General features: G+C 67.8%; 27 protein-coding genes, 1 tRNA gene and 1 other RNA gene. 9 read left to right on the top strand and 20 right to left on the bottom strand.

The window, feature by feature from the left end; genetic code table 11:
• Positions 1–115: 115 nt before the first annotated feature.
• Together EOHIBHHM_RS07560 and EOHIBHHM_RS07555 are read left to right on the top strand one after the other, a co-directional pair.
• The gene (locus tag EOHIBHHM_RS07560; protein WP_497256128.1) at positions 116–745 is read left to right on the top strand and encodes a DUF4397 domain-containing protein; all 630 of its coding nucleotides are present in this window, start codon (positions 116–118) and stop codon (positions 743–745) included.
• Between the two features lie 97 nt (positions 746–842).
• The gene (locus EOHIBHHM_RS07555) at positions 843–1022 is read left to right on the top strand and encodes a hypothetical protein (RefSeq protein WP_497256126.1); all 180 of its coding nucleotides are present in this window, start codon (positions 843–845) and stop codon (positions 1020–1022) included.
• A 757-nt stretch (positions 1023–1779) separates the two neighbouring features.
• On the opposite strand, the gene EOHIBHHM_RS07550 is transcribed toward EOHIBHHM_RS07555, so the two are convergent.
• Positions 1780–1894: transfer RNA gene (locus EOHIBHHM_RS07550), tRNA-Lys, on the bottom strand.
• An 83-nt stretch (positions 1895–1977) separates the two neighbouring features.
• Here EOHIBHHM_RS07550 and EOHIBHHM_RS07545 point away from each other — a divergent pair.
• Positions 1978–3228, top strand: a complete 1251-nt coding sequence (locus tag EOHIBHHM_RS07545; RefSeq protein ID WP_497256124.1) for a M20/M25/M40 family metallo-hydrolase — start codon at positions 1978–1980, stop codon at positions 3226–3228.
• Here the strand turns inward: EOHIBHHM_RS07545 and EOHIBHHM_RS07540 are convergent.
• Complete coding sequence (locus EOHIBHHM_RS07540; RefSeq protein WP_497256122.1) at positions 3210–3884, bottom strand: DUF7119 family protein; 675 nt, start codon at positions 3882–3884, stop codon at positions 3210–3212. The genes EOHIBHHM_RS07545 and EOHIBHHM_RS07540 overlap by 19 nt on opposite strands.
• 99 nt (positions 3885–3983) lie before the next feature.
• A complete protein-coding gene (locus tag EOHIBHHM_RS07535) occupies positions 3984–4118 on the bottom strand; it encodes a DUF8595 family protein (RefSeq protein WP_497256120.1) in 135 nt (44 codons plus the stop codon).
• Positions 4119–4430: 312 nt separating this feature from the next.
• Here EOHIBHHM_RS07535 and EOHIBHHM_RS07530 point away from each other — a divergent pair, with 312 nt between their 5' ends.
• Both EOHIBHHM_RS07530 and EOHIBHHM_RS07525 read left to right on the top strand, forming a co-directional pair.
• Entirely contained in the window at positions 4431–4754 is a 324-nt protein-coding gene (locus EOHIBHHM_RS07530) for a DUF8134 family protein (RefSeq protein WP_497256118.1), read from the top strand.
• Positions 4755–4841: 87 nt separating this feature from the next.
• Complete coding sequence (locus EOHIBHHM_RS07525) at positions 4842–6620, top strand: nitrite/sulfite reductase (RefSeq protein ID WP_497256116.1); 1779 nt, start codon at positions 4842–4844, stop codon at positions 6618–6620.
• 75 nt (positions 6621–6695) lie between these two features.
• On the opposite strand, the gene EOHIBHHM_RS07520 is transcribed toward EOHIBHHM_RS07525, so the two are convergent.
• Together EOHIBHHM_RS07520 and EOHIBHHM_RS07515 are read right to left on the bottom strand one after the other, a co-directional pair.
• Positions 6696–7361 (bottom strand): TIGR00266 family protein, encoded by a 666-nt coding sequence (locus tag EOHIBHHM_RS07520; RefSeq protein ID WP_497256114.1) that lies wholly within the window; start codon positions 7359–7361, stop codon positions 6696–6698.
• A gap of 107 nt (positions 7362–7468) precedes the next feature.
• On the bottom strand, positions 7469–7771 hold the full coding sequence (locus tag EOHIBHHM_RS07515) for a HalOD1 output domain-containing protein (RefSeq protein ID WP_497256112.1): 303 nt from the start codon (positions 7769–7771) through the stop codon (positions 7469–7471).
• A gap of 90 nt (positions 7772–7861) precedes the next feature.
• Here EOHIBHHM_RS07515 and EOHIBHHM_RS07510 point away from each other — a divergent pair, with 90 nt between their 5' ends.
• Both EOHIBHHM_RS07510 and EOHIBHHM_RS07505 read left to right on the top strand, forming a co-directional pair.
• Positions 7862–8149 carry a DUF6360 family protein gene (locus EOHIBHHM_RS07510; protein ID WP_497256110.1) on the top strand — a complete coding sequence of 96 codons (288 nt, stop codon included), beginning with the start codon at positions 7862–7864 and terminating at the stop codon, positions 8147–8149.
• 309 nt (positions 8150–8458) lie between these two features.
• On the top strand, positions 8459–9406 hold the full coding sequence (locus EOHIBHHM_RS07505; protein ID WP_497256108.1) for a DMT family transporter: 948 nt from the start codon (positions 8459–8461) through the stop codon (positions 9404–9406).
• 41 nt (positions 9407–9447) lie between these two features.
• Here the strand turns inward: EOHIBHHM_RS07505 and EOHIBHHM_RS07500 are convergent, their stop codons facing one another.
• From EOHIBHHM_RS07500 to EOHIBHHM_RS07470, 7 genes are all read right to left on the bottom strand, one after another.
• Positions 9448–10797 (bottom strand): bifunctional metallophosphatase/5'-nucleotidase, encoded by a 1350-nt coding sequence (locus EOHIBHHM_RS07500; protein WP_497256106.1) that lies wholly within the window; start codon positions 10795–10797, stop codon positions 9448–9450.
• Between the two features lie 84 nt (positions 10798–10881).
• On the bottom strand, positions 10882–12114 hold the full coding sequence (locus tag EOHIBHHM_RS07495; protein WP_497256104.1) for an MBL fold metallo-hydrolase: 1233 nt from the start codon (positions 12112–12114) through the stop codon (positions 10882–10884).
• 58 nt (positions 12115–12172) lie between these two features.
• Entirely contained in the window at positions 12173–12895 is a 723-nt protein-coding gene (locus EOHIBHHM_RS07490) for an SOUL family heme-binding protein (RefSeq protein WP_497256102.1), read from the bottom strand.
• A 37-nt stretch (positions 12896–12932) separates the two neighbouring features.
• The gene (locus tag EOHIBHHM_RS07485) at positions 12933–13229 is read right to left on the bottom strand and encodes a DUF8036 family membrane protein (RefSeq protein WP_497256100.1); all 297 of its coding nucleotides are present in this window, start codon (positions 13227–13229) and stop codon (positions 12933–12935) included.
• Between the two features lie 2 nt (positions 13230–13231).
• Positions 13232–13507 carry a winged helix-turn-helix domain-containing protein gene (locus EOHIBHHM_RS07480; protein ID WP_497256098.1) on the bottom strand — a complete coding sequence of 92 codons (276 nt, stop codon included), beginning with the start codon at positions 13505–13507 and terminating at the stop codon, positions 13232–13234.
• Positions 13508–13550: 43 nt separating this feature from the next.
• Positions 13551–15080, bottom strand: a complete 1530-nt coding sequence (locus EOHIBHHM_RS07475; protein ID WP_497256096.1) for a molybdopterin-dependent oxidoreductase — start codon at positions 15078–15080, stop codon at positions 13551–13553.
• Between the two features lie 9 nt (positions 15081–15089).
• Positions 15090–15932, bottom strand: coding sequence for a spondin domain-containing protein (locus EOHIBHHM_RS07470; protein WP_497256094.1), 843 nt, complete (start codon positions 15930–15932; stop codon positions 15090–15092).
• 148 nt (positions 15933–16080) lie between these two features.
• On the opposite strand from EOHIBHHM_RS07470, the gene EOHIBHHM_RS07465 reads away from it, so the two are divergent.
• A complete protein-coding gene (locus EOHIBHHM_RS07465; protein ID WP_497256092.1) occupies positions 16081–16380 on the top strand; it encodes a DUF8152 family protein in 300 nt (99 codons plus the stop codon).
• Positions 16381–16383: 3 nt separating this feature from the next.
• On the opposite strand, the gene EOHIBHHM_RS07460 is transcribed toward EOHIBHHM_RS07465, so the two are convergent.
• From EOHIBHHM_RS07460 to rnpB, 6 genes are all read right to left on the bottom strand, one after another.
• Complete coding sequence (locus tag EOHIBHHM_RS07460; RefSeq protein ID WP_497256945.1) at positions 16384–16662, bottom strand: WNWW family protein; 279 nt, start codon at positions 16660–16662, stop codon at positions 16384–16386.
• Positions 16663–16700: 38 nt separating this feature from the next.
• Complete coding sequence (locus EOHIBHHM_RS07455; protein ID WP_497256090.1) at positions 16701–17510, bottom strand: hypothetical protein; 810 nt, start codon at positions 17508–17510, stop codon at positions 16701–16703.
• 45 nt (positions 17511–17555) lie between these two features.
• Positions 17556–18638 (bottom strand): zinc metalloprotease, encoded by a 1083-nt coding sequence (locus tag EOHIBHHM_RS07450; protein WP_497256088.1) that lies wholly within the window; start codon positions 18636–18638, stop codon positions 17556–17558.
• A 90-nt stretch (positions 18639–18728) separates the two neighbouring features.
• On the bottom strand, positions 18729–19685 hold the full coding sequence (locus EOHIBHHM_RS07445; protein WP_497256086.1) for a cation diffusion facilitator family transporter: 957 nt from the start codon (positions 19683–19685) through the stop codon (positions 18729–18731).
• A 9-nt stretch (positions 19686–19694) separates the two neighbouring features.
• Positions 19695–22424, bottom strand: coding sequence for a heavy metal translocating P-type ATPase (locus EOHIBHHM_RS07440; protein ID WP_497256084.1), 2730 nt, complete (start codon positions 22422–22424; stop codon positions 19695–19697).
• A 133-nt stretch (positions 22425–22557) separates the two neighbouring features.
• An RNA gene (rnpB, locus tag EOHIBHHM_RS07435) (RNase P RNA component) lies at positions 22558–22971 on the bottom strand.
• 123 nt (positions 22972–23094) lie between these two features.
• Between rnpB and EOHIBHHM_RS07430 the strand changes: the two genes are divergently transcribed.
• Positions 23095–23706: a TIGR00296 family protein gene (locus tag EOHIBHHM_RS07430; protein WP_497256082.1), complete on the top strand. Its 612-nt coding sequence runs from the start codon at positions 23095–23097 to the stop codon at positions 23704–23706.
• A 74-nt stretch (positions 23707–23780) separates the two neighbouring features.
• Here the strand turns inward: EOHIBHHM_RS07430 and EOHIBHHM_RS07425 are convergent, their stop codons facing one another.
• Both EOHIBHHM_RS07425 and EOHIBHHM_RS07420 read right to left on the bottom strand, forming a co-directional pair.
• On the bottom strand, positions 23781–24947 hold the full coding sequence (locus EOHIBHHM_RS07425; RefSeq protein ID WP_497256080.1) for a nicotinate phosphoribosyltransferase: 1167 nt from the start codon (positions 24945–24947) through the stop codon (positions 23781–23783).
• A 101-nt stretch (positions 24948–25048) separates the two neighbouring features.
• Positions 25049–26434, bottom strand: coding sequence for an Hvo_1808 family surface protein (locus EOHIBHHM_RS07420; protein ID WP_497256078.1), 1386 nt, complete (start codon positions 26432–26434; stop codon positions 25049–25051).
• Between the last annotated feature and the right edge of the window lie 64 nt (positions 26435–26498).

Genomic DNA, 26498 nt, shown 5'->3' with positions numbered 1-26498 from the left:
GCACGGCGAGACTGTCGCCTCGGTCGATCACGTCCCGAAGACATCTCTTTCCGGACAGTCTAGCCACAATCAAGCCCTCAGCGAGCGATAGCTCTCTTCGGAGGAGGGAGACACAATGGTAGAGACAACACAGGTACGAATCGGGCACTGCTGTCCAGACGCGTCGGGCGTGGACATCTATCTGAACGACGACCGGGCGTTCGACAACGTCAAATTCGGGAACGTCGGCGAGTACGCCTCGCTGCAACCGGGCGAGTACGAGGTCGCGGTCGTGCCGAAGGGTGAGGACCGTTCGGAGGCACTCATCGACGAGACGCTGACGCTGAAGCGGGGACAGGACTACACCGTCCTCGCGACAGGGTTCTCGGACGACATCCAGCCGCTCGTCCTGACCGACGAGAACGGGGACGTCCCGCAGGGGAAGTGTCACGCGCGCTTCGTCCACTGTTCGCCGGACGCGCCGAAGCTAGACGTCCGAACGACCGACGGACAGACGCTCTTCGAGAACGTCGGGTTCCGGAAGGCGAGCAACTACGAGCCGATCGACGCCGGGACGTACGACCTCGAACTGTGCCGCGCCGGCACCGACGAGATCGTCCTCGAACTGCCGGACTGCCAGTTCGAGGGTGGCGAGACCTGTACGGTGTTCGGCATCGACACCGCCTCGTCGCTGGAGGCGATTATCACCCGCGACGCCGGGTCGCCGGCGGCGAAGGGTGCCGGGAAGCGCGGTCGGGCGTACTGACGACTCCGTCGACAGTGTACGCCACAGAGTCGGTTTTTTCGATTCGGGAACTGACGAGCGCAGAACGACTTATCTCTGTTGCCGACAGCTACGTGTCGTGAATACAGGAGACGTTGGAACTCTCGGTCTCGGCGTCGTCTTCGGAGTCGTCGGTTGGTTGTTGTTGAGTCCGCTGGGTGCAGTCCCCGCATTTCTCGTCGGCACGTGGGTCGGTGGAAGACTGGCGACGCTGAGCGAGCAGATCGAGTCGTTGGAAGCGCGGGTTGTAGAACTATAGTAACGAGTGCAAGTCATCACTCATCCGACCGCATGACGGCGTGCGGTCGGATGAGTGACCAGTTGCACAAGCTACTATAGAAGCGGAGCGGCAGGGCTGAGACGAGTTCGTCGAAACACTGAGCAGCCGTCGTGGCGCGTGGCTTCGCGGCCTCCGTGTGCCGCGAGCCACTCGTGCGAGGTCTTCACGAGCGTGAGCGAGTGGGGGGGTAGCGAGAGCTTCGCTCTCGCAAGGGATGAGTGAACGAGCCGCGCGGGACTGGAGGTCCCGCTGGAAGCCAGCGCACCGCGCCGGCGACACCGCGAGTGAGTGAATCGGCTGGGGAGGGGGTGGCTATGTTGTCGGGTGGACAGAAAGGGGCGAGGCGCTGGAGGAAGGACGGCGACGTAAGCACTGCAGCGAACGGAGTGAGCGAAGCGCGCAACGAACGCCCGAGTCCAGCGCCTCGGGGCTTTCAAGACGGAAACCTACACAGTTCACGAAGTAAAACTTGAGGATGGAAGCGGGCCGGGAGGGACTTGAACCACGCCCAGACGTGCTCGCTCCGCTGCGCGCGACTGGTCTACTTCAAGTCCCTCGTAACCACACACCGCAACAAGCGAGTGGCGAGCACACGAGGTGCTCGCTGGCGTGTAGGTTCCGTAGAAGCGGGCCGGGAGGGACTTGAACCACGGTCGTTCCGCTTACGCTTCACTCCCTGATTCGAGTCCTCCCGCGTTCGTACGACACCGCTCGCTGTCGCTCGCGGAGTTAGATACGGGCCGGGAGGGACTTGAACCCCCGACCGTCTGGTGTCTCCCGCAACCACGCGCAAAACCGCTCGCGTAGTCACGATAAAAGCCAGACGCTCTGCCGAACTGAGCTACCGGCCCTCACTCACACCTTACTGCACTACCGTATAAGCGTTTACGATTATCTCGAAGCCCTTACGCACTCTTTCCACCTCGAAACGACCATGACCGATCTCCGGGCATTCACCGAGGAACTCCTCCGGTTCGACACCACCGGCGGCGACGAGGCCGCCGCGCAGGCGTGGGTTCGACACCGGTTCGACGAACTCGGGTTCGAGACCTACGAGTGGACCGCCGACGCCGACCGACTCGCCGAGCACTCCTCCTTCCCCGACGACCCCGGCGACATCGACGTGGCGGACCGTCCGAGCGTCGGTGGCGTTCTGGAGTTCGGAGCCCCCGATGCGGGCAAGACGCTCGTCCTGAACGGCCACGTCGACGTGGTGCCGGTCGAACGCGACCTCTGGAGCAGCGACCCGTTCGAACCGACGTGGAGCGAAGACGGGGAGACCCTCCGAGCACGCGGCGCGGCGGACATGAAGTCCGGACTCGCGGCGTGCGTCTTCGCAGCGCTGGCGCTACGGAGAGAACACGACGAGCACGAGTCCCTCGACGGCCGCGTCGTCGTCGAGTCCGTCGTCGGCGAAGAGGAGGGTGGCATCGGTGCGGCGGCCGCGGCGCTCGACAACCCCTATCCCTTCGAGCGGGACGCCGCGCTCGTCGCCGAGCCGACTGATTTGCGGGTCGTGACGGCGACGGAAGGGAGCGTGATGAAGCGACTCCACCTCACCGGTCGGTCCGCGCACGCCGCGACGCGGTGGGTCGGCGAGTCCGTACTGCCACACTTCGAGACGGTTCGCCACGCCTTCGAGGAGCTGGAGCAGCAACGAAGCGAGTCGGTGACACATCCGCTGTACGACGAGTTCCCGATTCCGTGGCCGGTCGTCTTCGGAACCGTGCAGGCCGGGTCGTGGGCGTCGACGGTCCCGGCGGAGTTGACGGCCGAGGTCCGCATCGGCGTCGCGCCGGGCGAGACCGTCGACGAGGTCGAAACACAGTTCGAGGAGCGACTGGCCGAGGTCGTCGCCGACAGCGAGTGGCTCTCGGCACACCCGCCGAAGTTCGAGCGGTTCTCCGTCCAGTTCGAGGCGGGTGAGACCGCTCCCGACGAGTCGGTCGTCGCGGCGCTCCGAGGCGGGATGCGAGAGGTGGGACTCGACGACACCGACCCGCGAGGTGCAACCTACGGGGCGGACTCGCGACACTACGTCGCCGCCGGGATCCCGACGGTGCTCTTCGGACCGGGAACGATAGAACAGGCGCACTACCCCGACGAGACGGTCCGTTGGTCGGACGTCGAACGAGCGCGCGAGACGATCACCGCAAGCGCACGGCGTTATCTCTCCGCGAAGTAGTCGTCGAGGGCGTCGGCGACGACGTCGCCGGGCGTCCGGTTCTGTACCGACGCACGGCGGCGGAGTTCGTTGTACAGCTCCGGCGGCAGGTCGAGACCGATCCGGCCCGGTCTGACGCCGTGGCTGCGGAGCGCGTCGGCCGGATCGGCGCCGTCGTTGACCTCGCTGGCGATGGCGCGCACCTCGCGGACCGTCAGGTCGCCGTCGATGGTCGCCCACGCGAGGGTGAACCGTGCCTCGCCGGGGACGCGAGCGATGTGTTTCGCCGCCGTCGGCGCGATGTGACCGCGGGCGACGTGTCGCCGGATCGACTGCGGGAGGTCGTGCACTCGCGCCCACTTGCGGATGAAGGCGATCGAGGCGACGCCCTCGGTTCGTTCTGCGGCGGCCTTGTAGGAGCCGACGCCGCGGACGAGCGCCGCACACGCCGCCGCCCCGCGGAGCATGTAGACGTTGTCCTCGGCACCGACGGTGTTCTGCGCGAACGCGCTGACCGTCTCGGCGGCCTCGGCGACGCTCTCGGGGTCGTCGGGGTCGAAGCCGACCGCCTCCGAAGCCCGTTCGCCGGTGACGGCCGGGTCCGCACGCACGACGGGCTCGCCGACCGGTTCTTCGCGGTCGGCCGGCAGTCTCGTCCGCGGCGACTCGTCTGTCATACAGTGTCCGATTGTGTGGTTGCTACCAAAAGCATCTCGCTGTCGCGTAAGATTTGCACAGGCGGGTCAGTTCGTGGTGCGTCAGTTGGTGAGAAGTGGCTACTCGTTCGCTTCCTCCCGGCGCTCCGAGAGATGTTCCCAGATCTCGGTACAGCCGGACCCGTCTTCGAGGTCGTTCAGATGGGCGTCGTGTCGCTCGTCGGCGTCGTCGAGTTCGGCTGCGGACTCACTCATCGGTCCGCACCCCCTGTGAGGGTTCGTACAGTTCCGGGGCGACGTCTGCGGAGACGTGGTGGCGGACGTCACGGTCAGGTTCGTGGCTACTCATCATCACCTCGTTAGACGAGAACGTCTATAAGGCCGCCTCTAGGCGTAACCTTCACCCGTGCTCCCGCGTTCCAGACTGTGTTGCCGGTATCTCTGACGGACGATTTCGTCGAAACCGCACGACGGGTTCGGTACCTACACGAACCTTCCCGTCGCGAACTCGCCGCAGGGTTTGCAGTCGCCGACTGCTACAGGAGGGTGGGGGGCCAAAGAGAGGGTATGTCCGTCGCCCTTCGCATCCTCGACGACGGTGCCTGGATCTCCGTCAACGACCACAGAGAGGTCAGCGTCAGCGAACTCTGGCGGTTCGCCGACCCGGAGTTCTGCGCCTGCACCCTTCCGGACGTGGTCGTCGAGAACTTCATCGAGGTCGGTGTCGACGGCCGCACCGTCGAGGTTCGCGTCTACGGCCAGTGTATCGCCTGCGGAGCGAAGGAGACGACTCAGTGGCTTCCCGTCGGGCGAATCCGCGACGGCGAGTTCCGCGACCTCGACCGCGAGAGCGTCCTCGCACCGACTGGCGTGACAGCGCGGCGAGAATGAGCAACATTCTCCGGTGTATGGGAGCACCGGGAAGGGTTGACGGCATGCGCGCCCCCTTACGTGTGTCTCCGTAAGGGAGGCACAGAGATGCCTACGGACGTCGAGAACTGGAAGTCGGAGGTGTACGGCAACGAGATTCGAGAGCACCTCCTCGAATTTGCCGAGAAGGGGTGGGACTCGATTCCCGAAGACGAACACGACGCCTGGTTCGAGCGCTTCAAGTGGTGGGGTCTGTACCACCAGCGCAACGGCCAGGAGAGCTACTTCATGATGCGGATCGGGACGCCGAACGGCGTACTGACGCCGGGACAGACCGAAGTCGTCGCCGAAGTGGCAGACGAGTACGCCCGCGGCCCCGCCGACAACCCCATCTTCGGCGACGGCTACGTCGACTGGACGACCCGCCAGTCGATCCAGCTGCACTGGATCAAACTGGAGGACATCCCGGAGATCTTCGAGAAGCTCGAATCCGTCGGGCTGTCGACCCAGCAGGCCTGTGGTGACTCCTGGCGCAACATCGTGGGCTGCCCCGTCGCCGGGAAGGACAAACACGAACACGTCGAGGCGCTCCCCGTCGCGATGGAGCTCAACGAGGAGTACAAGGGGAACGACGACCACTCGAACCTCCCCCGGAAGTGGAAGGTCTCGATCACCGGCTGCCGCGAAGGCTGTGGCCAGGGCGACATCAACGACCTCGCGCTCGAACCCGCCACGAAGGAGATCGACGGCGAGGACGTCAAAGGGTTCAACGTCCGCGTCGGCGGCGGCCTCTCGCGGAACGAACCGCGACTCGCCCGCGACATCGACGTCTTCGTCACGCCCGAGCAGGCCTCGGAGGTCTCCGGTGCGATCTCCGCGCTCTTCCGCGACAACGGCGACCGCGAGAACCGCTACAACGCCCGCATCAAGTTCCTGATGGACGAGTGGGGACCGGAGAAGTTCCGCACCGTCCTCCAGGAGGAGTACGTCGACTACGAACTGGAGACTGCGGGCGACGACCTGCGTTCGGAGTACTCCTACAACTCCGGCTACGCCAACGGCGGTCACTCCGACCACGTCGGCATCCACGAGCAGGCCGACGGCAACTACTACGTCGGACTCGACGTCCTCGTCGGTCGGATGGGCGTCGACGACACGAAGGAGCTCGCCCGTCTCGCAGACGAGTACGGCTCCGGCGAGATCCGCATCACCCAGCGCCAGAACGTCATCGTCACCGACGTCCCCGAGGAGAAGCTCGACGCGCTGAAGAGCGAAGAGCTACTGGAACACTACTCGCCGGACCCGCATCCGTTCATGCGCGGTTCGGTCGCCTGTACGGGCACCGAGTTCTGTTCGCTCTCCATCGTCGAGACGAAGAACCGCCAGGTGCGCTACGCCCGCTGGCTGAAGGAGAACGTCGATCTCCCCGAGGGCGTCGAGGACTTCCACATCCACCTCTCGGGCTGTACGGCCTCCTGCGCCCAGCCGCAGATCGCCGACGTCTCCCTGCGCGGGATGAAGACCCGCAAGGACGGCGAGCCGGTCGAGGCGCTCGACATCGGCCTCGGCGGCGGCCTCGGCGAGAACCCGCACTTCGCCGACTGGGTCGCCCAGCGCATCCCCGTCGACGAGGTGCCCGGTGCCATCAAGAACCTGCTCGCGAACTTCGAAGAGCGCCGTGAAGGTGAGGAGACGTTCCGGGAGTTCGTCGAGCGCACCGACGAGGAGAGCCTCGCCGACCTGATCGAACCCGAGGAGACCAGCTACGACGACCCGATGATGCACAACACGAAGATGACGTGGTACCCCTACGCGGACGACGACTCGATGGACGCGAGTCCCGCGCCGACGGACGGCGAGGGCAACACGCTGCCCGCGGACGACTGAGCGGCCTGCCGCAGCCCGTCGCTTTCTTCTCTCCTCGCCCGACGAGCGACCGGAGTCGACAGCACCGCAGGTGGTTCAGTTGCCGCCGCCACCGCCGTACAGCACCATCGGGTCGCGCGTCTGCACCCAGACGCGACCGTCGCCTTCCAGCCGTGTGACGAACCCCTCGCCGCCGAGCAGCGAGGATTTGATGCTCGAATCCTTCGTGCGCGAGACGGAGAGGCCGTCCGTCCACGCGAGCAGGTGGTCCTCGTCGACGACGAGCGGGTCGTCGGGAGTGACAGTCTCCTCGCGCACCGCGCCGAACGCCGAGACGAATGCGGTGCCGGAGCCGCCGAGTCGCAGGACGGTGAGTTCACCCGACGAGAAGAAGTTACCCGCCTCGTTGGCGGCGGTGCCGCGGTCGACGTCTGTCGTCCACGCGAGCAACCCCCCGGATTGGACCTTCACGGGGCCGGTCTCGTCGACGTCCAGTCGAGTGATGTCGCCGAGGTAGTCCGGGGCGAGAACAGTCTGTGACCCGTCAGCCTCGGCTTCGAGGAACGTCGTGAGCACGTCGAGTTCGTCGGAGATGGCGCGTTTGAACATCCCGCCGAGACCGCCCTCGCCCGCGTTCGTCTCCGAGCGGATGGCGTCGCTCCGCGTCACCATCGAACCGGGGTCGACGCCGATGCGGTCACCGGCGTCCATCGTCACTTCCAGCGTCGCGTAGCTCCGTCCGTCGGCAATCTCGAACTTCATACTCGCGAGTATCTCGGCCTCGTATAAAGTATTGGTGAGGTGAGATGTGGGAGCGACGAACGTGGCGACTGCCGAGTTCCGACCGTGGGGCGACGTCGGAGGAGACGCTACGGCGCGCGATAGACGCTGATGACGCCGTCGTTCTCGACGACGACGCGGAACTGGTCGACGTCGAACTCGAACCGCCAGTGTCCGCCGGTGACGTCGCTGTACCGGTCGAACAGCGCGTCGAGCGCGCTCGGGTCGACGTACTCCGCGAGCGTCCACCCCGTCGCCGTCGGTTCGGCGTCGTCTGCCGCCGCCACGGCCGACGCGACCGCCGTGCTGAGCGGTTCGCCGCTCTCGTGAGCGTGCCGCGTCATGTGAACCAAGGACTGCTCGGAGGGGACAGTCACTTGCGTTCGTGCCATTGTACCAGAATGTTTTCGAGAGAACATAACTGTTCCCCCGCTCGACTCCGTGGCGACAGTCGTTTGTACGCGAGGGTCCCACGAGTTCCCATGCCCGACCGACTGCTGCGCATCAACGCCTACACCACGTTCGACATGCTCGACGGCACCGCCACGGGACACGAGTTCGAAGAGGAGGCCTTCGCGGTGCTCAACGTCACGGCACCCCGCGAGAACCCCGACCACGTGAAACTCGAACTGGAACTCGACAACGCGCAGCTGGACCGACTCCCCGCGCACGCCGACCGCGTCACGCTCTCTGCGGACCAGGCGCGGACGCTCGCCGGCGAGTTAGAGAAGTACGCGGACCGCGTCGACGCCGCCCGAGACGAGGAGTAGCGTCGTCCGTCGACTCGCAGTCGTCGACCTCCACCGACTCTCACGCTCCGTCTCCGACGACCGTCGAATCGACACCGCCTCGGCTAGAGAGTGACTACCGTGTCCTCTTCTGACGGGCGCGAGTGACTTATTGTCACGCTAATCGACCTCCCAACGAAAATAAGTAGTAGCGAACACAGCGTTTAGTTGAGGAACCCAACACATGGGCCATCAATCTCTCGACGTGCGTTCCCGTATCGCCTCGACGACTCCCGGTTTCGGTGCCCGCAATACAGCCAATGCGGGCGTCCCGAAACCGGGGGTGCGGCGATGAGTTCCCGCGGAACGCTCACTCTCTTCGGTGCGGCGTCGGTGTGTCTCGGCACCTCCTTCGTGGCGATCAAAGCCGGACTCGCGACGGTGCCGCCGGTGCTGTTCGCCGCCTTCCGGTTCGACGTCGCCGCCGTCCTCCTCCTGGCGTTCGTCGCCGTCGCGTACGACTCGTGGCTCCCGCGGACGCGAGCAGACGTCCTCGGCGTCGTCGCCAGCGCCGTCTTCGTCGTCGGCGTCAACAACGCGCTGCTGTTCGTCGGCCAGCAGTACACCGCCAGCGGCGCGGCAGCCGTCATGTACAGCCTGATGCCGGTCGTTTCGCCGGTGTTCGCCTATCTCGCGCTCGGCGACCGGGTCGCACGCTGGGACGTCGCCGGCATCCTCCTCGGCCTGCTCGGCGTCGTCGTCATCGTCCAACCCTCACCCGACCAACTCGGCTCGGGGACGTTCGGCCAGTCGCTCGTGCTCGTCGCCGCACTCAGCGTCTCGCTCGGGAGCGTCCTGCTCCAGCGCGCCCGGCCGCAGTTGGCGACGTTGCCGCTGTCGGCGTGGGCGATGCTCGTCGGCGCGGTCGGCCTCCACGCCGCCAGTCTCGCCGTCGGCGAGTCGATGGCGACGATACCGTGGACGGCCGAGACGCTCGCCGCCGTCGGCTACGTGGGCGTCCCCGGGACGGCCGTCGCCTACGGCGCGTACTTCCTGCTCATCGCGGAGGCGGGACCGGTCCGCGCCAACCTCGTCTCCTACGCCGTCCCCGCGGTGGCGTCGGTGACGGCGTGGCTCCTGCTCGGGGAGCAACTCGCGGCGACCACGCTGGTCGGCTTCGGCGTCGTCCTCGTCGGTTTCGCGGTGCTCCAGCGCGACCAACTCCACGCGGAGGTCGACCGCCTCGTCGTGACCGTCGAACGCGACGCGAGACGGCTCGACGCCGACCGCGACGACTGAGCGTCCCCCTTCTCCCGCTCTCTCTTCCGAACTCGCCGTCATCAGACGTCCCGGAGTCGTCCCTCCAGTTCGACGTCCAGCCCCCGCTCACGGGCGTAGGCGACGATGGCGTCGTACTGGACGCCGTGGTCGGCGACGACGTCCTCTCGCGTCGGAGCCGGGAACTGCTCGGCGACGACGACGAACCCGTTGGTCGCGAGCGTGTACGTCGCCGCCGGGTCCACCGGGTCACCCTCGTGAGTCAGTTCGACGAGTTCCATCGCCTCGCGATCCCAGACGACCTCTAGCCCCGCGACGTGGCCGAACCAGCGCTTGCCGTCCAGGTCCGCCGGGAGCGTGGCCGCCCGCTCGACGAGCGCACGCAGGTCGTCCCCGCGGACGTCGGCCGTCCGGAGTCGCCCCGCGAACGGCGAGAGGCCGACGAGGTCGGCGACGGTCACCTCGCCGTCGAGCGGCGGCCCGTCGCGCAGGCCGCCCGTGTTGGTGAAGGCGACGTCCGCGTCGGTCGCCCAGCGGTAGGCGTCGGCGACGAGGTTGCCGACGCGACACTCCCCGCCGAACCGCCGCTCGCGGTCGCGGACGATGGGGTCGGACGCGACGGCGACGACCTCCGAGAGCCCCGTCGCGTCCATCAGCGTCCGGAGGCGGTCGGCGACGGCGGCGTCGACGGTCGTCTCGGCGACGTCGTGGCGGGTCGCCCTCGCCTCCGTTCCGTCGAGTTCGACCTCCCACAGCACCGCCCCGTTCGGGCCGGGGCGGGTCAGGAGCGTCCCCGCGACGCGGTCGCGGCGTTCGCTGTGGAGGTGGCCGCCGAGGATCACGTCGACGTCGACGGCGCGGGCCAGTTCGTCGTCGCCGCGGCCCAGATGCGAGAGGACGACGACGTGGTCGACGCCGCGGGCGCGCAGGTCGGCGACGGTCTCGCGGGCCGCCTCGATCGGGTCGGCGAACACGAGGTCGGCGGCGGGGGGACACATCTCCGTAGTCTCGGGGTCGGTGAGACCGAGCAGTCCGATCGAGGTCCCGTCGCGTTCGACCACCATCCCGGGAGCGACGTCGGCGAACCGTCGCTCGCCGTCGGGGTCGTAGACGTTCGCGCTCAGCCACGGCTGCGGGGAATCGGCGACGACGTCTCGGGTGTTCGCGGGACCGAAGTCGAAGTCGTGGTTGCCGAACGTCTCAGCGTCCGGGGCGACGGCGTCGAAGAACTCCAGCGCCTGCCGCCCCTCCATCTCGAGAGCGAGCACACCGGGCGCGGTGTTGTCGCCGGTGCCGACGACGAGCGTCCGGTCGTCGCGTCGGGCGTCGATGGTCGCGGCGAGGCGACCGATCCGGGTCGGGTCGTCGTAGGCGTTCTCGAGATCGGAGTAGTGGAGGAGGCGAAGAGCCATACGACCGAAACTGTATACTGAGTGAAAAATCTTCAGGCTACGAGTGACCGGAATCGGCGGGGGTTACGTCGTCGGGACCCCGACTCACACCTCGACGACCTGACCCACCTCGGGTGCGCTGGCCTCGTAGTCGTCTTCGAGCAACTCCGCGGCGAAGCTCTCGCAGTCGTCGCCGTGGTTGACGAGCACTTGCGCGTCCTCGTACGCGGAGAGGAACTCACGGAGGCCGTCGTGGTCGGCGTGCGCGGAGAAGTCGTAGGACTCCGCTCGCGCCGCGATCGGCATGATCCGCCCGTCGATCTCGGCGCGGCCGCGTTCGAGCAGTTCGCGGCCGGGCGTCCCCTCGACCTGGTAGCCCGTCATCGTGATCTTGTTCGTCGGGTCGCCGCGAACCGCGGGGATGTACGTCATCGCCGGCCCGCCCGAGAGCATCCCGCTCGTGGTGACGACGACGGTGTTCTGCTTCGCGATGCGCTTGCGTTGGCCGTCACGTCCGGTGACGAACCGAGCGTGGGACGTCGCCCGGCGGAGCGCGTCGGCGTCGCGGACGAACTCGGGGTGGTTCCGCAGCATCCGGGTGACGTCCTTCCCCATCCCGTCGACGTAGCACTCGAGGTCGTGGGCGTCGCAGACCAGCAGCATCTCCTGGGTGCGACCGATGGCGAACGCCGGGACGACGACGGTGCCGCCCTCCCACATCGTCGTCTGGAGGCTCTCGGCGAACCGCCGTTCGACCGCCTCGCGCGGATCGTGGTCGACGCCGGCGTAGGTGCTCTCGCAGACGACGACGTCGGCGTCGGGCCGCGCGGTCGTCCCCGAGACCAGTCGCTGGTTCTCGGTGTGGAAGTCGGCCGTGTAGAACAGTCGCGTGTCGCCGTCGTCGACGAGGACGTGCGCGCTACCGGGGATGTGGCCGGCGTTGTAGAGCGTCACCTCGTGGCCCGCCGCCTCGAACGTCTCGCCGTAGCCGTGAGGGTTCGACACCTGCGTCATCCGCTGGACGTGCGTCTCGGTGAACGGGCAGTCGTAGGTGCCGCCGTGCAGCTTGAGCGTGTCGCGGGCGAGCGTCAGCGCGAGTTCCTGCGTCGGCGGCGTCCAGTGGACGGGCGGACGGCGGTCGCCCGAGAGGAGCGTCGGCACCGCGCCGACGTGGTCGAGATGACCGTGAGAGACGACGACGGCTTCGGGGTCCGGGGAGACGACGGGGTACTGCGGCGGGTTACCGGTCAGCATCCCGTAGTCCAAGAGCAGGGCGTCGTTGACGAGGATGGCGCTGCGGCCAACCTCGCGTGCCCCGCCGAGGAACTGGAGTTTCATTGTCGGGGAGTAGCGACTCGCCCCCTATTCGTTCGTCGGTTCGCGACGAGCGTGGATGCTACTGTGGCTCCTCGTACTCGACTGCCACGGCGACCTCGTTGCGTCGCATGAACGGCGGTGTGAAGGGGTCGTTGTACTGCAGGAGGAACGGGTCGCCGCGGCGGTCGACACCGTTCTCAGCGAGCGTGTCGAGGAGCGCAGACCGCTGTCGGGCGACCCGCCCGTCCGTCGCGTACCACGAGAACGACTTCACCGCGAGCGTCTGCGGTGGCTGGACGACGAGTCGAACGCGCGAGTCGGTCGGCGTCGGTGCCGTCGCCGGCGTGTACTCTGCGGGGAGGTAGAACGACATCGTCACGTCGTCCCGACTCTCGTCGCTCGTGCGGACCGGCGCGGTCATCGACACCGCCTCGCTCTCGCCGGCCGCCCGATCCGCCCGGTCCGCCCGTTCGGTCCGGACGGGGGCCGTCATCGACACCGACTCGCCGTCGCTCGCTTCGTCGGCGTCGTTGGCGACGGGGGCGGTCATCTCGACGTCCTCGCTCGACTCGTTCGCGCCGGAGATGTACCGGAACAGGCGACGGAACGCCTCTTCGTCACTGTCGGCCGTCGTCTCGGCGAGCACCGTCCGCGGGTAGCGCCGGATCTCGACGTCGCCGACGGTGGCGACCGACTCGGACGGGACGCGTTCGGTCGTCCGATTCACGTACAGTCCCCACCCGATCCAGCAGGCGAGCGCGCCGCCGCCGACCGCGAGCAGTCCGTTCGAGAAGTTTCGCATAGGGGAACAAGGCGCGCGAGCGACAAAACCTGTCTGCTCACTTCACCGTGACGTAGGTCAGAAACGCGATGGCGACGAGTTGGAGGCTCCGGAGCGCGAGGATGGCCGTCTGGACGACCGGATCGCCCGAGTAGAGCATCGTCGTACTGAAGAAGAAGTAGATGGCCAGCGCGTTCTCCAAGAGCATCGCCGCGCCGAAAGCGATGAGTCCGAGCGTCAGCGTCGACTCGAACGTCCGGTAGTTACGCACCCATACGGCCGTCAGCACGGTCAGAAGCAGGATGCTCAAACCGGACAGCGCAGTCGCAATCGTCAGCGTCGTACTCATTGCCATGGTTAGTCCATCTTCGTCAGGATCTCCTCGAACTGCGCGCGGTGTTGTTCGAAGCGGTCGGTGAGAAAGTACATCGTCCCGTAGGACTCTTCGCCCTTCTCGACGATGTCGTGCTCGACGAGCAGGTCGAGGTGGTAGCGGACAGTGTTGTACTCGACACCGAGCAGATCGGAGAGTTGGTTCGCGTTTCGAGGGCGCTCCGAGAGGGCACGGATGATGCGCGCACGGTTCTCACCGCCGCGCATTCCAGCCAAAAGATACCAGAGCGCCTTCTCCATCCGTGTTCACCCCTAGTATCTGAGAGAAGCAGCATATAGGTAGTCATCGCCCGGAGACCGTTCTCGACACCCACCCCGACGGTCCGTTGGGGAAGGGGGAGGCAACCTCCTTCGACTGGCGGGTTCCGGTGCCGTCGATGGCGCGGACGACCACCTCGTGGTCGCCCGCCGGTGGGTCGTAGCTGTAGACCCACTGCCGCCAGACGTCGGTACCGGGTAGCGGGTCGGAGAGCGTCGCCTCGGCCCACGTCTTGCCCCCGTCGGTCGATGCCTCCACGCGCTCGATGCCGCGTGTCCCGGCGTAAGCGTGTCCCGCGACCTGCTTCCGGCCGTCGTCGAGGTCGTTGACGACGTGGAGTTTCGCGACCGTGTTCACGGGACCGGTGCCGTGCCAGCCGCGCTTCTCCCAGTAGCCGTCCGCCGGTCGGTCGAGGATTTCGATCTCGGTGAGCCACTTGACGTTAATCTCGCCCCAGTGGCCGGGGACGAGCGCTCGTGCGGGGTAGCCGTGGCCGGTGGGAAGGACATCGCCGTTCATCCCGAAGGCGAGAAAGCCGTCTCGGAGGGCCGACAGCGGGAACTCTTCGTAGAAACCGTCGGCGGCGCGGAACATCACACAGCAGCCGTCGGGGAGGCCAGCGGGTTCGACGAGGTTCATGATGGGAACACCGGTCCACAGCGCGTTGTCCAGTTTCTTGCCGTTGAGCGACTCGCCGACACATCGTAGCGAGACGAACCGATGTTTCGGTTCCCTCGTCGCGATGTCCTCGTAGCTGTAGCTCACTTCGCGGTCGACTGCACCGGTGACCGTCAGTGACCACTCCGCCGCGTCGAGCGTCGGGTCCGTCGAGTTGATGTCGACTTCGTAGAAGTCGTCACTGACGAGGGGTTCCAGCCCCTCGACGGCGAGGGACTTCTCGGTCGCTTCCGCGAGGAGCGCGTCGACGTCGGAACCGACCCACGGCGTGCCCACGTCGAGTGGCGTCCCGGTCGACGAGGCGTCCGGTCGACTGCGCGACCCGAGGACGTAGCCACCGACGACGAGCGGGAGCGCCGCCGAAATCGCTCCGAGGACGCGTCGCCGCTCGGGCGAACTACCGGAGACACGCGGGTCGAACGCAGTCAGAAGACCACGGGATGCGGCGAAGTCAGCAATCGCGGCGACGACACCAGTCGAGAGACCGGCCGCCACCGACGCAGTCGGTGCACCCGTGACGACTAGTGCAACGACGGTCGTCGCCGCCGCCGCGACGGGGCCAGCGAGAGGACCGTCAGCTCGGCGGGCAGCCGCGAAGCCGACCACTGCCGCGCCAGCGAACAGGGTCGTCGCGAGCACGAGCGCGACGAAGACGTTGAGTTGGTCGCCGAGGTCACCCAAGACGACGATGCCGAAGGTGACGACCGGCCCGGGAAGTCGTCGAGCGAGAAAGCCCGCGATAGGGCCAGCGACGAACGCGGGCGTGAAGGAGGCGGCGGCGAACGACCCGGAAACACCTGCCAGCCCCGCGAGTAACGCTGCGAGCACGTACCCGAGCGGCGGAAGACGGTCGACGAGGTCGGTTCGGGATGGCACGAGTGGTGCTCACCCGTCCATCGTCTCACCGGGCGTGACGGTGAGTTTGACGACCGACGCCGTGTCGGGGTAGTCGTAGCCGTCGTCGACGTCGCCGATGCGGCGGACCGTCTCCTCCTCGTCCGGTCCCGTGTTCGGCCCAGACTGCCGCGGGGCCTGATTCGGACCGGTACCCGGTTCCTCGTTCACCTCGGTTCCGGCGTCCCACAGGAGGAGTCGGTCGGTCACGTCGCCGTCCAGTGGCGCTTCGCCGTCGAACAGCGGGATTCCCGCCGGTTCGGGCGCGTAGAACAGGTCGTTCGACTGGACGAACATCGTCGCCAACGAGAGACGCTGGCCCGCGTGGGCCTCGACGGTGAACGTGTACGCGCCACCAGAACCGATGGGAACTGCCTCGTCACCGCCTTCGGGAACTGCCACTGCGTCGGCCGTCTCCACGCTCGTCGAGAGCTCCTCGGCCAGCTTCGCCGGGTCGCCGTCCTCGGCGAGTGCCTCCAGTCCAGGGCTAGCAGCCTCGCTCTCGGTGAACAGCGACACGTCTTCGCCGTGGACCGCGTAGACGAGCGGCGAGAGCGGGACCGCCGTCGCACCCTCCATCGTCTGGAGCGTCTCCGCCGTCGAGACGTTCTCGACGCGGACGGTGAACGTCGTCGCGGTCATCCCGTCGGCGGATTCAGTCGTCGTCTCGCTCGTGCCTTCGTCAGTCATCCCGCTGTCGGTCATCTCGCCGGTCTGCGTGGACTCGGCTCCACCCGCACCGCTGTCACCACCGCCGGTGCAGCCGGCGAGTGCAACCGTTCCAACCGTACCGACACCGAGGAGGAATGTTCGCCGCGTCGTCTGTCGTGACATTACGACAGAGTAGAGGACGTCTCGGGGGATATCGATTTTTCAAAGTCGGACTCAACTCGACAAGAAGTCTCTCGAAACTCTCTCTAGAGTTCGTGTGGCTCGTCGGACGTGACGGTGGACTCATCCCATTCGACGGTCAACACTCCACATGGTCGACACCCACGTCCGGACTCGCCTCTCGGAACTGGCCGCTCACCTCGAAGCGACCGCGGAGCGCCCGATGCGGCCCGACGTGACCCACTGGGTCGCCGAGGCGGAGGCCGTCGCCAGCGACGTCGCCGAGTCGGAGCTCCCGGCAGCGGTGGTCAGAGAGCGCGTGGGGCACGTCCGCGACCTCTTGGCGAACGTCGACGACACCGGCGACGAGGCCGCCGACGATCACGTCGCGGCCGCCCGAACGCTCGCCGACGAGGTGCTGGCGGAACTCGACGGCGACGGCGACGACTGAGAGCTACTCCCGCGGGACGCGTTCGACCTGGAACTCCCGGTAGCCGCCGTAGGCGACGTCGAGCGCGCCGAGCCACCAGTTCCAGCGCGACGGGAGAGCGGTCCCTGCGGGCGCGTCCGCGAGGTTGTCGATCACCTCCCCGACCGTCAGCGGGCGGCCACGGTCGGCCTCGTGTTTCCCGGAGTCCGAGAGGTCGCGAGCCTGCCGGGCGACGACGCGTCGCTCCGCGTCGGTGCCGCCGAACGCCGATTCGAGAGCCGCTTCGAGTTCCTCGGAGTCCACGTCGGCGACGAGGCGGTCGACGTACGTGAGTGTTGGCCCTACGCGACCCACGCCAGCAGGACGAACAGCGCCCCCCACGCGGCGAGCACCCAGCCGACGCCGCCCGTCTGCGTGGCGAACTCGAGCACCGCCGCGACGGCGACGAACAACAGCCCGATCCCGACGAGGATCGCCCGGTCGGCGGTCAGCGTCGGCTCGCTGGCCTCGTTTCGTTCGCTCAACTGTACCAGCGCAGGGCGAACCTCGTCGAAGGCGTCCGCGGGGACGACGAGCCCGAACGGTGCGTCGAGCGCGTTCCCCTGTGTGTGACGGAGCGCACAGACGACGTACGGGCCGAGTCGGAACGAGCGAAACGACTTGAGCCCGCCGAGGTCGTGTTCGAGTCGTCGGTCGTCGTGTTCGCGGACGAGCACCCCCGTCTCGGTGTCGAGCGTCCCACCCTTCGACCCGGTGGTCGCGACGGTCCACGCGAAGAGGCCGACCCCCGTGTAGACGAGAATCAGCCACGGGGCCGCCCCGAGGCTCAAGAAGAGCGCGAACCCGACCGGCGTCGCGAACGCGAGCCACCGGAGTTCGAGCTCCGGGAGGTGATCACGGAGCGTCCGTTTCTCCTCGTCCTCGCCGTAGCGCAACGCGTACCAGAGGTAGAGCAGCGAGAACGGCCCGCCAACGACGAGGACGACGGCGACGAGGAGGACGAACTCCAGCGACCCGCCGAGCGCCACTGCGACGATAGCGAACGCGAGCGAGAGCGCGACTGCGAGGTAGACGCCGGCACCGACGTGCCGGACGACCGCGGCGAGTCGTCCCGGTGGACGACCCGACCACTCGACCGTGGAGGGGACCATGTGGTCGACTACTTCGCTCCCCGACAAAAGACTGTGGTCGAGCGGTCAGTTCCACCACTCGCTTCGCCGCTCGCGGTAGCTGGCGTCCCGGAACGGGTCGGGTCGCTCGGCGGCGTCCTCCATCCCGAGCCCGTAGGCCAGCCAGTTGCCGACGTGCCAGCCCACGGCGGGCGTGTCGAGGTCGACGAGCGTGATGCGGAGCGTCGAGTAGGTCTCGATGGCGCCGTCGCCGTCGGGGTCCGGGCCGAGCGTCTGGAAGCACGACCCCGCGCCCTGTCCGCAGGGAGAGGTCTCGCTGAACTGGACGACGACGTCCGCCCGCTCGGGCGAGTCGACGAACCGGAACGAGAGGTTGTCGGGGACGCGGTCGCTGCCGCCGGCGCCCTCCTCGTAGTACGTCAGCGCGTGCTGGACCTGCTCGCGCGTCGCTCCAGGGTCCGAAACGTTCCGCTCGTCGACGTAGACGGTGAACTCGGGGTCGGGCCACGGGAAGTCGCGGTCGGTCGCGTTCGGCTGCTTCGGGGTGTAGAGCACCGACTCGGCGCGCATCACGTCTTGTGGGGCGTCGTCGTGGCGAAGCCCGAGCGTGTGTCCGAGTTCGTGTTTCAACACGAGCGTCGTCGACTCCGTGGAGAGACCAGTCTTCACGTAGACCTGTTCGGGACGGTCGAGCTGGCCGGCGTCGGTGACGAGCGGGGCACAGCCGACGGCGTCGTGAGTGTCGCCGCAGGCGGGGACGTCGTCGACGAAGTTCACGACGAGGTCCGGGCTCTCGGCGTCGGGGTCGACCCGGTAGTCGACGTCGAAACCGGCGTACTGTCTCGCCCGTTGCTCCCAGTAGGCGGTCGCCGCCTCGACGACGTCGACGTACCCCCGGTCGGCGGGCCCCTCGACGCCGACGACGAGCGAGTCGTCGCCCCACGGGTTCGGCTTCGACGGCACGGCCGTCCCGTCGGCGGCGGTCGTGTTCGTCGACGCACCCACGGGCGTCCCGGTCGCGGTCGCCGTCTCCCCGCTGTCTGCCAGCGGGTCGTCGGTCGCCGGCGGAGCGTCGTCGAACGTCACGCCGAGACAGCCGGAGACGACCACCAGACAGACGAGAGCGAGTGTGAGCGCCGCGTTCCGCATTGTTTCGTTCTCCGTCGGACGAACGTAAGAGCGTTGCGGCGTGGGTCGGGCCGTCGGTGTGGTTGCCGACGCCACGCCGGTCAGTCGCCGTCAGTCGCCGTCAGTCGGTCGGTGGCAGTCGAACGCGGCGGTCTCGACGTGTGCGCCCTCCAACTGGAGCGTGGCGTGGTCGACCCCGAACCGGTCGCCGAGCAGTCGCTGGGCCTGCCCGAGTATCGCGTCGCCGTCGGCCTCGGCGGTGGTGACGAGGTGACCGCTCAGCGCGACCCGCTGTGAGTCGAGTGCCCAGACGTGGAGGTGGTGGACGTCGGCGACGCCGTCGACGGCAGCCAGCGCCGCGCGTATCTCGTCGACGTCGAGGCCGCGAGGCGTCCCCTGCAGGAGGATGTTGAGGCTGTCGCGGAGCAGGTCCCACACCGAGTAGCAGACGAGCGCGGCGACGACGAGCGCGAAGGCCGGGTCGAGCACGTACCAGTCGGTGACGAGGAGAGCGAGACCGAGAACGACGGCAGCGACGCTGCCGGCGGCGTCGGCCAGCAGGTGGAGAAACGCCCCCTCGACGTTCAGCGAGTCGCGGTGCCCCGAGAGCACCCACGCGGCGACGAGATTGGCGACGAGACCGACGACGCCCACGGCGACGACGAGCGGCGCGTCGACCGGCCGCGGGTCGCCGAACCGCCCGAGCGCGTCGTAGACGACGTAGCCGACGACACCGAGGAGGAACAGCCCGTTGACGAGCGCGCCGAGCACCTCCGCGCGGTGGTAGCCGTAGGTGCGCCGAGCGTCCGCCGGGCGGGTCGACACCCACGCGGCGAACAGCGCCAGGAGGAGACTGGCGCTGTCGGTGAGCATGTGCGTCGCGTCGGCGAGCAGCGTCACCGAGTCCGCCAGCAACGCCCCGACCAGTTCGACGACGAAGAATGCGGTGTTGACCGCGAGTGCGACGAGGAGTGCTCTGCGACCGGCGGCCGCGTGGTCGTGACCGTCGTCGTGGCCAGCGTGACCGGCGTGCCCCGTCTCCTCGTCGTGGGTGGGGTCGCCGGACATCCGATCACCTCAGTCGTGGTCGGTGTGGTCGGTGTGGTTGACGTGGTCGTGATCGACGTGGTCCTCGTTGCCAGCGTCGCCGTGCTCCCACCCGTTCGACTCGGGGGAGACGCCGGCGAGTCGCATCGCGTTGCCCGTGACGCCGAGGCTCATCCCCATGTCGCCGACGACGACGGCGACGATGACGGAGACGAAACCGAGCGGCGCACCGACCGCGAGGACGGCCTTCACGCCGAGCGACGCCCAGATGTTCTGCCGGATGACGCTGTTGGCCTGCGAGGCGAGGTCGTAGAGGTACGGCATCCGCGTGAGGTCGTCGGCCATCAGCGCGACGTCGGCCGTCTCGAGCGCCGTGTCGGTGCCGGCCGCACCCATCGCGATGCCGACCGTCGCCGTCGCCAGGGCGGGCGCGTCGTTGACGCCGTCGCCGACCATCGCGACGCCACCGTCGTACTGCTCGCGTAGGCGTTCGACGGCCTCGACCTTCTGTTCTGGCAGCAGATCCGCCCGGATCTCGTCGACGCCGACCTGCTGGGCGATGGCCCGCGCGGTCCGCTCGTTGTCGCCGGTGAGCATCACGACGTGTTCGACGCCGAGTTCGCGCAGTCGCGAGACGGCCCACTTCGCCTCCGGCCGGACCGTGTCGGCGATGGCGACGACGCCCTCCAGTTCGTCCTCGGTGCCGACGAGGATCACCGACTTCCCCTCGGCCTGGAGTCTGGGGATCGTCTCGTTGACGAGGTCGAGGTACGTGCCGTGTTCGCAGTCGCGGAGGTCGGCGGCGTCGCCGTCGTCGCCGGCGACGATCGGACCACTACCCGTCGCCGCGCCGCCGTCCGTAGCGTCGCGGCCGTCCGTCGCCGCGCCGCCGTCTGTCCGAACGTGCGTGTGCTCCAACTCGAAGCCGAGGTCGGCGAACAGCCCGGGCTTACCCGCGTAGTGGGTCGTCCCGTCGAGGTCGGCCTTCACGCCCTTGCCGGTGATCGCCTCGAAGTGCGTGATCTCGCGGTCGGGGACGCTGTGGCGCTCGGCGTGGTCGACGATGGCGGCGGCGATGGGGTGTTCGCTGCGCTGTTCCAGTGCGCGGGCACAGCGCAGGAGGTCCGACTCGGACGTGCCGTTGAGCGTGATGACGTCCGTCACGGCGAGTTCGCCGGTCGTGAGCGTCCCCGTCTTGTCGAAGGCGACGGCGTCGACCTCACCCATCGCCTCGAGATGGTTGCCGCCCTTGATGAGCACGCCGTTTCGAGCGGCACTGGTGATGCCCGAGACGACCGAGACGGGCGTCGAGATGACGAACGCACAGGGGCAGGCGATGACCAAGAGAGTCAGCCCGCGGACGAACGCCTCGGTCCACGTGACGCCGAAGACGGTCGGCGAGAGCAGCGTCGTCGCGACCGCGAGGGCGACGATCACCGGCGTGTAGTAGCGCGCGAAGCGGTCGACGAACTGCTCGGACTCCGTCTGGTTGGACTGGGCGTCCTCGACCATCTCGATGACGCGCGAGAGCGTCGAGTCCGCCGAGGTCGTCGTCACCTCGATCTCCAAATATCCTCCCTCGACGATGCTGCCGGCGTACACCTCGTCGCCGGCGGCTTTGTCGGCCGGGACGCTCTCGCCGGTGATCGGCGACTCGTCGATCGGACTCGACCCCTCGCGGACGACGCCGTCGATCGGTACCTTGTCGCCGGGGCGGACGACGACCGTCTCGCCGACGGCGACGTCCTCGACGGCGACGGTCGTCTCCTCGCCGTCGCGCAGCACCGTCGCGGTGTCCGGCGACAGCTCCATCAGTTCCCGCATGGAGTTGCGCGCCCGGTCCATCGAGAACCGCTCGAGCAGTTCGGCCACGCTGAACAGCACGGCCAGCGTCGCCGCCTCGAACGGCAGGTCGACGAGCAGCGCGCCGACGATCCCCGTTGCCATCAGGAAGTCGATGTCGAGGTTGCGGTTCTTCGCCGAGTAGTAGCCGTTGCGGACGATGGCCTGCCCGGCGGCGAGGACGGCGGCGAGGTAGAACGCCCACGCGACGGTGACCTCGCGGCTGAAGACGGTGACGAGCGTCACGTTGACGCCGGTGAGCAAGTACTCGACGACGATCCCGAGGAGCAGGAACACGGCACCCGCACCCGTCTTCAGCGCGCGGGGACTCCGCCAGACGTCGCTCGTGGAGTCGTCGGTGTCGCCGGACTCGACGGCGTAGCCAGCGCCCTCGATGGCGGCGACGACCGCCCCGCGACTCGTGCGAGCGGGGTCGTACGTGACGAGGACGCGCCCCGTCGTCGGCTGCGTCTCGTACTCGACGACGCCGTCGACGGCGGCCAGCGCGTTCTCGACTTTCCCGGCACAGGAGCCGCAGTCCATCTCCGGCACGTCGAACGCCTCCTGTTCGCTGTCGGCGACGGCGTACCCCGCACGCTCGACGCGTTCTTTGATCTGTTCCAGACCGGTCGTGTCGGGATCGTAGCCGACGACGAGCGTCCCCGTCGTCGGCCGCGGATCGACCGTACGGAGCCCCTCGAGACCCGCCAGCGCGTTCTCGACTTTCCCGGCACAGGAGCCACAGTCCATCTCCGGGACGGACAGCTGGGCCGTCTCGCCGCTCTCGGCCGTCGTCGTGTCCGTCGTCGGCTTCGACGCGGTGTCGTGTGCGTGACTCGCATCGGGGTCAGCGTGACCCGCCTCGTGGTCACACCCACACGCTCCGCCGCCGCAGCTGTTCTCCGTCTCGTCGGTCATTGGCTGGACCTAGTAATCGCGGAAGTATTAATCTCCCTGCCACTGCTACATGAGTAGTTAATACGTATTAACAACTCTACGTAGATTTTTTAATAACTTCGCGACGATAGACGTCGCTCTCGGCGTGTGACGTGGCTGAGAGGAGTAAGCCCCCTTCTGTTCCTCCCGACATTCGGCTGAGCGTCCGCGTCCGTCGTCCGGACTACCTTCGAGCGGCCGACGACACACGAATCGTGTCCTCGGCCGCCGCGTGGCGCGGACTTGCACCGGTGAGGATTCGCCGTTCCATCCGTTCTCGGCCGTCGGCAGCGGGCGTGACGCCCGCACACGGGGAGATGCCGATCGGCACCTCGCGACCCTCGACGGGTTAACTCCCCTCCCTCGCGGTCGGGTTCGCACGTCTCATCGGTCGGGCCGAGTGGTCTCGTTTCTGTTCCAGAGCCAGTCGTCTCCGACTCCGGGCTTGCGCCCGGTCACCTGTCCGGACGGTGGGGGGACTTTCCTCATGCCCCGCAGAACGGGGCACGGGGGTCGGGCTCTCTCTGCCGACTGGACCTAGCTTGGCCACTTAAATAAGCCGTTCGATACCGTTAACCGTCACCTAATATTCCTCATGATTCATCTTGTCCGAAGGGAAGCGTTCAAGTCTCTCGGTACCTAGTGTGCGGGTATGTCCGAGGCGCAGACCGTACGCCTCTCCTACGAGGATGGGGCTCGGGCGGTCGAACTAGCGCGGGAATCGGTCGAATCGTACGTTCTTCACGGGCAACGTGAGCAACCCGGTAGCATGCGGGACGCCTTCTACAACCGCACCGGCGCGTTCGTCCGGATAACCTCGACGCGCGGTCGGGGTCGCGTGCGCGGCTGTGCGGGCACCTATCGAGGGAAGAACCAACTCGGCCACGCCATCGTCGACGCGGCCATCCAGGCCGCCTCCGGCGACTCCTGTGGCTCCGAGATCGAACCACCCGAACTCCAGAACCTCAATATCTCGGTCTGCATCGTCTCGAACCACATCCTCACCAACGATCCGCTCGCCGACCTCGAACTCGGCAAACACGGCGTCGCCGTCGACAACGGCGGCAACCACGGCTGGCTCTACCCCACGATCCCCGTCGAGAACAACTGGAGCGAGGAGAAGTACCTCAGTCGCGTCTGCCGCAAGGCGAAACTGTCGCCGCTAGCGTGGCAGGACGACGATACGATGGTGACGCTCATCGAGGGACAGGTGTTCCGCGAGCGTCCCGACGGCGGCAGCGTCCAAGAGCTGCAGATCCGGTAACGCCGCCTCTTCTCACTCGTTCACCGGACCGACGACGCGCCTCTTCGAAGACGGACAGCCGCGACGACGAGTGGCTACGCTCCGGTCTCGGCCCCGAACCCCGTCAGCGCCGCGTCGTCGGCCGCCCGTTCGGCCGCCGCGTCGAGGTCGAAGGCGTCCTCGGCGACGAGTTCGCCGTCGCGGAGTAGTGGCTCCAGCAACGACTCGGCGTCCGTCGGCGCCTCCCGCCCGCGGAGTCCGACGTGGTGGCCGCCGTCGGCCGTCCGGTAGACCTCCTTCACACCCGAGAGCTTCCCGCGTTTGGCCGCCGGTTCGCCCTCGATTTCGACGATGTCGAGCGCGAAGTCTACCGGGTCGGCGTTCGAGACGTAGCCGCCGACGCCGAACCCGTCGACGACGTCGCGGAGTCGTCGCAGATCTGCCGGGCCGAGCCCGCCGCTGACGAAGATGTCGACGTCGTCTTTCCCGCGGGCCTCGAGTTCCCAGCGCACCTCCCGGCAGATGTGCCGGAAGTCGCCGCGGCGCGAACTCGTCGTGTCGAGGCGGACCCCCGAGAGGCGGTCGCCGAGCGCCTCGACGGCCCGGACGACCTCGTCTTTCTCGTCGGAGTAGGTGTCACAGAGCGCGATTCGGGGGACGTCCTCGTCGACGGCCTCGTCGAACGCCAGCCACGCCTCCTCTTGGTTGCCGCGGCCGAACGCGATCAGCAGCGCGTGCGGCATCGTCCCGCCCGCCTCCCGACCGAGGACGTCGCCCGCGGCGACGTGCGAGAACCCGTCGAGTCCCCCCAGCAGCGCGCTGCGTTCGACCATCGCCGCAATCGACGGGTGGACGTGGCGCGCACCGAACGACAGCACCTGCGAGTCGGGTGCCGCCCGGCGAGTCTCGAGGGCGGCGGTCGCGACGCCCGACGCGTGCGAGAGGAAACCCAGAAGAGAGGTCTCCAGACGGCCGAACTCCAGATACGGCCCCTCGATGCGCATCACCGGGCCGCCGTCGAACAGTCGCCCCTCGGGGACGGCGTCGACGTCGACGGCGTGCCCCTCCAGGAGGTGCGCGGCGTCTTTCAGCCCCGCGAGAAGTTCGAACCCGCCGTCGGGGAACTGGTCGGCGGTGACTTCGGCGACGACGTGGGGGTTCTTCCCCGCGTGGCGGAGCGTCGTCTCCGTGCGGTCGAAGTAGGCGTCGGTGGCGCGACCCGACAGGATAGCCTCCTCGTCGACGATGTCGAACGCGGTCATTGGCCCCCCTTCTTTCGGGAAATTGAAAAAGACACCCGTTCGGTCGGCGACGTCGAAGAGAATCCGTCTTCGGTGTCGGTTCCGGTGCTCGGTTCGAGTGCTCAGCTCCGCCGGTGGACGGCGTCGAGTTCCGCCACCGACGGCGCGTTGACGATCGTGACGCGACTGCCCCGGTGCGTCACGCGGAAGGCGTCACCGAACGGTCGATCCTCGGGGACGCGGTAGACGCCCGATTCGACGCGTTCGCCGCCCAGTTCGTCGACGAGGATGCTCTCGTAGGCGGACACGAACTGACGGGCGTCCCGTTCGGTGTCCCACTCGAGCGCCCAGACGTAGCCGTACTCGCCCTGGCCGCTCTCGTACGGGACGACGCTGTCGCCGCCCCATCCGGCGCTCGCGGGGTGGGTGTAGTTGTACGCGGAGTAGTCGCTCTCGTCCTGCCGGAACGACGCCCGGTCGACGTAGCCGTTCTGCCACAGCGTGGCGTACAGCGACGCCTCGCCGACGGTGTCGCCCTGTGGGTTCAGGTCGAACCGGGACCAGTTCCCCGCAGAGCGATCCGGGACCGCCACGTCGACGGGAACCTCGTCGGGGTACGTCTCGGGATGGATGAGCTGCTCCGTGCTCGCCGGAGGGTTCTCGTAGACGGCGTCGACGGCGTCCCAGCCGCCGCGTCGGTACAGCCGGTCGACCAGTGCGGGGCCCTCGCTGTAGGGCGTGTAGATCGTGACGAAGACGCCGGGGACCGAGAGGTCGCTCGCGCCGCCGCCCGTTCCCGACTCGGGCGTCGCGACGCAGTCGAACGCCCCGCGCTCACACCGCTTTTCGTACAGATACTCGACGTACCGCGCGTCGCCCTCGACGATCCCGCTGTGGGCGAGTCGGCCGTCCTGCGTCCGGGCGTCGGTTCCGAGGCCGAACTGCTGGTCCTGGAGCGCGTGGACGAGTTCGTGTGCCAGCGTCGCGCGGTCGATCTGCGGCGTCTCCGAGTCGCTGACGACGACGATGCGCTCGCGACTCGGCGAGTAGAACCCCGCGACCGACCCGCCGTACAGCTCCTCCAGCACGTCGCTCACTGCGCGGTCCTCGCCGACGAGGAGCAGCGCCTCCCAGACCTGGTCGTTCCACGCCCGGTACTCGGCGTTGCGGTCGCCGTGTGTGGACCGACTCCGTCGACTCTGTCGGTACTGCTCGCGGCTGACGACGTCGACGGAGACCGGTCGGTCGAACTCCAGTCCGCGGACGTGTTCGACGCGGGCCGCCGTCCGTGCGACGAGCGCCTCGCGTTCGTCTGCGTCGAGTCCGTCCGACTGGTCGACGTCGATCGACTCGTTGTACCAGTAACCGTCCTCCCAGCCGAGACGGTCGCTGGGCGGGTCGTCGGGCCACTCCCAGTTCGGGTCGGCGGCCGTCGGTGGCGTCACCGGCGCCGCACACCCGGCGAGCACGACGAGGAAGACCGCGAGCGCGGCGAGTTGTCGAGACACGTCGACTCTCGGGCGGCCGCCGACAAAGGTGGTTCGCTGGTGGCAGCACGGTGGACCGCGGGGT

It is taken from the genome of Halogranum roseipondis, from assembly GCF_059695585.1.
Note: the sequence above shows the minus strand (reverse complement) of the source record. Positions and strands in the feature narration are given on the sequence as shown.

What these genes read in the sequence shown, in the direction of transcription:
- EOHIBHHM_RS07560 (WP_497256128.1), top strand. Translation starts at nt 116, where the DNA reads ATGGTAGAGACAACACAGGTACGAATCGGGCACTGCTGTCCAGACGCG.
- EOHIBHHM_RS07545 (WP_497256124.1), top strand. Translation starts at nt 1,978, where the DNA reads ATGACCGATCTCCGGGCATTCACCGAGGAACTCCTCCGGTTCGACACC.
- EOHIBHHM_RS07540 (WP_497256122.1), bottom strand. Translation starts at nt 3,884, where the DNA reads ATGACAGACGAGTCGCCGCGGACGAGACTGCCGGCCGACCGCGAAGAA.
- EOHIBHHM_RS07535 (WP_497256120.1), bottom strand. Translation starts at nt 4,118, where the DNA reads ATGAGTGAGTCCGCAGCCGAACTCGACGACGCCGACGAGCGACACGAC.
- EOHIBHHM_RS07530 (WP_497256118.1), top strand. Translation starts at nt 4,431, where the DNA reads ATGTCCGTCGCCCTTCGCATCCTCGACGACGGTGCCTGGATCTCCGTC.
- EOHIBHHM_RS07525 (WP_497256116.1), top strand. Translation starts at nt 4,842, where the DNA reads ATGCCTACGGACGTCGAGAACTGGAAGTCGGAGGTGTACGGCAACGAG.
- EOHIBHHM_RS07520 (WP_497256114.1), bottom strand. Translation starts at nt 7,361, where the DNA reads ATGAAGTTCGAGATTGCCGACGGACGGAGCTACGCGACGCTGGAAGTG.
- EOHIBHHM_RS07515 (WP_497256112.1), bottom strand. Translation starts at nt 7,771, where the DNA reads ATGGCACGAACGCAAGTGACTGTCCCCTCCGAGCAGTCCTTGGTTCAC.
- EOHIBHHM_RS07510 (WP_497256110.1), top strand. Translation starts at nt 7,862, where the DNA reads ATGCCCGACCGACTGCTGCGCATCAACGCCTACACCACGTTCGACATG.
- EOHIBHHM_RS07505 (WP_497256108.1), top strand. Translation starts at nt 8,459, where the DNA reads ATGAGTTCCCGCGGAACGCTCACTCTCTTCGGTGCGGCGTCGGTGTGT.
- EOHIBHHM_RS07500 (WP_497256106.1), bottom strand. Translation starts at nt 10,797, where the DNA reads ATGGCTCTTCGCCTCCTCCACTACTCCGATCTCGAGAACGCCTACGAC.
- EOHIBHHM_RS07495 (WP_497256104.1), bottom strand. Translation starts at nt 12,114, where the DNA reads ATGAAACTCCAGTTCCTCGGCGGGGCACGCGAGGTTGGCCGCAGCGCC.
- EOHIBHHM_RS07490 (WP_497256102.1), bottom strand. Translation starts at nt 12,895, where the DNA reads ATGCGAAACTTCTCGAACGGACTGCTCGCGGTCGGCGGCGGCGCGCTC.
- EOHIBHHM_RS07485 (WP_497256100.1), bottom strand. Translation starts at nt 13,229, where the DNA reads ATGGCAATGAGTACGACGCTGACGATTGCGACTGCGCTGTCCGGTTTG.
- EOHIBHHM_RS07480 (WP_497256098.1), bottom strand. Translation starts at nt 13,507, where the DNA reads ATGGAGAAGGCGCTCTGGTATCTTTTGGCTGGAATGCGCGGCGGTGAG.
- EOHIBHHM_RS07470 (WP_497256094.1), bottom strand. Translation starts at nt 15,932, where the DNA reads ATGTCACGACAGACGACGCGGCGAACATTCCTCCTCGGTGTCGGTACG.
- EOHIBHHM_RS07465 (WP_497256092.1), top strand. Translation starts at nt 16,081, where the DNA reads ATGGTCGACACCCACGTCCGGACTCGCCTCTCGGAACTGGCCGCTCAC.
- EOHIBHHM_RS07455 (WP_497256090.1), bottom strand. Translation starts at nt 17,510, where the DNA reads ATGGTCCCCTCCACGGTCGAGTGGTCGGGTCGTCCACCGGGACGACTC.
- EOHIBHHM_RS07450 (WP_497256088.1), bottom strand. Translation starts at nt 18,638, where the DNA reads ATGCGGAACGCGGCGCTCACACTCGCTCTCGTCTGTCTGGTGGTCGTC.
- EOHIBHHM_RS07445 (WP_497256086.1), bottom strand. Translation starts at nt 19,685, where the DNA reads ATGTCCGGCGACCCCACCCACGACGAGGAGACGGGGCACGCCGGTCAC.
- EOHIBHHM_RS07440 (WP_497256084.1), bottom strand. Translation starts at nt 22,424, where the DNA reads ATGACCGACGAGACGGAGAACAGCTGCGGCGGCGGAGCGTGTGGGTGT.
- EOHIBHHM_RS07430 (WP_497256082.1), top strand. Translation starts at nt 23,095, where the DNA reads ATGTCCGAGGCGCAGACCGTACGCCTCTCCTACGAGGATGGGGCTCGG.
- EOHIBHHM_RS07425 (WP_497256080.1), bottom strand. Translation starts at nt 24,947, where the DNA reads ATGACCGCGTTCGACATCGTCGACGAGGAGGCTATCCTGTCGGGTCGC.